The sequence below is a fragment of the Desulfosporosinus sp. Tol-M2 genome (genome assembly GCF_059735615.1).
The window spans coordinates 7001-10744 of the sequence record NZ_JCAIJG010000069.1 but is presented as its reverse complement, the minus strand read 5'-3'; the positions used below and the strand labels follow the sequence as shown (position 1 = coordinate 10744).

The 3744-nt window shown below is 47.3% G+C and carries 4 protein-coding genes (1 of these 4 running past the window's edge); all 4 read right to left on the bottom strand.

Annotated elements, in window-relative coordinates; genetic code table 11:
* A partial coding sequence (locus tag AC6I5A_RS04980; protein WP_497900503.1) for a type II secretion system F family protein occupies positions 1-684 on the bottom strand: 684 nt, incomplete at its 3' end.
* Positions 685-689: 5 nt separating this feature from the next.
* Entirely contained in the window at positions 690-1664 is a 975-nt protein-coding gene (locus tag AC6I5A_RS04975; RefSeq protein WP_052167907.1) for a type II secretion system F family protein, read from the bottom strand.
* The gene (locus AC6I5A_RS04970) at positions 1645-2949 is read right to left on the bottom strand and encodes an ATPase, T2SS/T4P/T4SS family (protein ID WP_052167906.1); all 1305 of its coding nucleotides are present in this window, start codon (positions 2947-2949) and stop codon (positions 1645-1647) included. Before AC6I5A_RS04970 ends, AC6I5A_RS04975 begins: the two co-directional genes overlap by 20 nt.
* Positions 2950-3003: 54 nt before the next feature.
* Positions 3004-3744, bottom strand: partial view of a CpaE/TadZ family protein gene (locus AC6I5A_RS04965; protein ID WP_497900504.1) — the 3' portion only. 330 nt of this gene lie beyond the right edge of the window; only the last 741 of its 1071 coding nucleotides appear in the window; its start codon lies off the right edge, out of view; its stop codon occupies positions 3004-3006.

Here is a 3744-nt window from a genome sequence, read left to right as displayed (position 1 = left end):
GTCCAACAAGGCTTCCCTGCGTGTCCTGCCCATCGTCATCTCCCTATACGCGATGCTCAGTTCATCCACCAGGGGGCCCTGAAAGTGATCGATTACCTGCAACATGGCCTGCTCCAGGCCCAAGCCCGCTTCCACGCTAACGCTTAACATATCCAATACTTCGGGAAGCTGCCGCTGCATGGACTCATGCCTATTAGAGATCCTTTTGGTCAGGTTAAACCTAAGTCCAACGTACCCGGCATAGGCACCCACCAACGCAGCAATTAAGCTGATATGGATACGGGAGCTCAGGACCAGGGCGAAGATGCCCAGCAATATAGCTCCAGTCGCCGCTACCAGGATCTGCACCGCCTGGTATTCACTTCTATCCAAATGAATCCCCGCCTGGCGAAGCTGCTTTTTAAGCTTGTCCGTTTTCTGATAACCTACACCCTTTTGGCTGCTCTTTTCCGGAAGGAAATTTTTGATTAGCAGGATCAAGCTGTTAACCAATGGTTTAATAACGCGTTCCGACAAGGGCTTATTCATCTCTTCATCCAGCACATTCCCCCGTTTGGCACTATTGGTAATGACTATCACCCGCTGTTTAATCTCATCATTTTGAAGAGCACCCGGTGCAAATCGAACCAGAAGAAGACTAAAGACCAGAATGCCCAAGGTAATCGCCATAAATATTTCCATCATACACCTCAATACTGAAGATCAGTGATTTTCGAGATAATAAAAAAGCCGATTACTTCCATTAGCACAGCAACGCCGACCATGACCTTGCCAATCCCAGTTTCGAAGAAGGAACCGAAATAGCCCGGATTGATCAGCATCAGGATCAGGATCAAAAATACCGGCAGCAGTCCGATGATGATGCCGGACATCCGTCCTGAGGCGGTAAGCACTTTTACCTCCTGCTTAATGCGGATCCTGTCCTTGATGGTACCGGAGATGGTACCCAGGATCTCCGTCAGGTTGCTTCCCACCCGGGCCGATGTTAAGACTGCCGATACAAATAGGTCCAGGTCCTGATTTTTCGCCCGCTCCGCCATATGCCGAAGGGCTTCTTCCATGGGCAGACCATAGTTGATTTCCCGCACAGTCTTGGTAAATTCATCACAAAGGGGTGGGCCCATTTCCGAGGCCACACTAACCATGGCCTGCTGAAAGGAAAATCCCCCTTTTAAACTATTCCCGATGATCACCAGAGCCTCTCCTAACTGCTTGGTAAACAGTTCTTTCCTTTTTTTTATAGCCTTTTTCAATAGAAAGGGGGGAATTGCCAGTCCGATCATGCCGACCGCGATCACCGAAAGGATATGCCCCTTGATCACTGCCAATAAAAACATGGGAATAAAGCTAACCGCAATCCAGGCATACAGAAATTCAGCAGGCGTAAGCTTAATACCGGAAGTAGCAATACTATCAGCTAATTCCGAACTGATAAATTCTGTTTTGGTTTTTTTAAATCTTTTATTTTTTTCAGCTCTTTCTTTCAAGACTTGATCATGAATATCCTCCAAGCTGTCAGTTGCCAGATATTTTGAGTACCTGGCCATAACGATTTCTCTGCCTGAGACAGGTAGAAGCATTCTAATCAATGCATAGACACATATTGCCCCGGTTAGGGCAATCAGGACTGTCATCAAAACCACCTCAATTCGTAAACCAGTCATCCTTTATCAGAATCCCTCTAGCGGAGATTTTAGCCAGGAAATTCGGGCGTATCCCCGTCGCCACAAAGTTTCCCTTGAGCTTTCCGGTCAGATCAACCCCAGTCTGCTTAAAGATGAAGATATCCTGAAGCAGGATAGTATCCCCTTCCATCCCGACAATCTCTGAAATATTGACTACCTTGCGGGAACCATCCTGCAATCTGGACTGATGCACGATGATATTGAGACCGCCGGCGATCTGTTGCCGAATGGCCTTGATGGGAATTTCTACGCCGGTCATCAGGATCATGGTTTCCAAACGGGAAGTCAGTTCCCTGGGTGAATTGGCATGGGCCGTGGTCATGGAGCCATCATGTCCGGTATTCATAGCTTGGAGCATATCCAGAGTTTCTGCGGAACGTACCTCACCCACGATAATCCGGTCCGGACGCATACGCAGGGCATTGACCACCAAATTTCGAATAGAGATTTGACCTTTTCCTTCCAGGTTGGCCGGTCTGCTTTCCAAAGTCACTACATGATCCTGACGCAGCTGCAGTTCGGCCGAATCTTCAATGGTAATAATCCGTTCATTATCGGGGATAAATCCGGAGAGGACATTTAAAAGCGTCGTTTTGCCGCTGCCGGTACCCCCAGAGACGATGATATTCATTTTCCCCTTCACACAGGCCTCCAGGAAGGACATCATTTTGGGTGAAACTGAATTAAATTTAATCAGGTTGCTGCTGGTTAGAGGGTTTTTAAAAAATTTACGGATGGTGACTGTAGGACCATTGAGCGCCAGGGGCGGGATGATGGCATTGAAGCGGGAGCCATCCTTCAGCCGCGCATCTACCATAGGACTAGCTTCGTCAATATGTCTGCCTACAAGGGATACAATCCGGTTGATTACATTCATCACATGGAGGTTGTCCTTGAATCTGGTGGCAGCCAGTTCTATCTTGCCGCGCCTTTCCACATAGACCTGGTAGGGGCCATTGACCATAATTTCCGATATCTCCGGATCCTCCAGCAACGGTTCCAGAGGTCCCAGTCCCACCACATTATTGTATACCTCTCTGATTAGGCGTGCTTTGTCACTACGCGAAGAATTTACAGCTTTCCTATCCAGGATCTCCTCCAGGTTTTTCAGCAGATATTCTTCCTGATTGGTAGATATATCTACGTGCCGGGCTGCATCCTCATTAATCTTTTCAATGATTTCCTCATGGACCTTTTTCTTCAGGTCAGCAAAGTCATCAAAATTGCCCTCCCTCTGCTTTTCCAGTCTTTGCATTAAGCTCATGTCCATCATCCTTTTCACAAGAAATATTAGCTTAAAAGAGATTATCTTTTTGTCTTATTGTCTTATTGTCTTATTGTTTTTTATAAATTTAAATAATTTACGGAGCTTTGAATTCTTCTTCGCAGAACCTTCCACTGCCAGGTTACCATCCTCTCCGTACAGTAAAATATCCGCTACAACAGCCAAAGACTGACTGAGCTTGCTGTTGGGTTCGCTGACGACAAAAGGGATACCCCGGTTCAGGGCGGTTACCGCCACCTTATAGTCGCTGGGCAGGGTGGCCCAGATGGGGTAGCCCAAGATGCCCTGCACATCCTTGACGGTTATGGAGCTCATGTCAACTGCCCGATTTACGACCAGCCGCACCTTGTCCGCCTGTTGCAGCGAGCCTAAAAGAGACAGGCTCAGCTTGGAATTCTTCAGGATGGAAATATCCAATCCGATTACAAATAAAACGGTGGATGAGCTTTCAATGGCTGTCATGGTCACCTCATTAAGGAAGGGCGGGGTATCAATGACCACATAGTCATAATAGGAGCGTAGGAGGCTCAGCAAAGTCTGCACCTTTTCTGCAGAAATCATTTCCGCATATTCCGGGCTCTTGGGGGCACACAAAACATGTACTCCGCTGGAGTGAACGATCATAAAGCTCCTGACTGAGTCAATATTGGCTGAAAAGGACTCTTGTACCAGCTCGGCAATGGTATCTTTGGGATCCATATCCAGAAAAATATTGATATCGCCAAACTGCAGATCCAAGTCAATCAAGGCTACTTTTTTGCCATTCTCAACCAG

What these genes read in the sequence shown, in the direction of transcription:
- AC6I5A_RS04970 (WP_052167906.1), bottom strand. Translation starts at nt 2,949, where the DNA reads ATGAGCTTAATGCAAAGACTGGAAAAGCAGAGGGAGGGCAATTTTGAT.
- AC6I5A_RS04975 (WP_052167907.1), bottom strand. Translation starts at nt 1,664, where the DNA reads ATGACTGGTTTACGAATTGAGGTGGTTTTGATGACAGTCCTGATTGCC.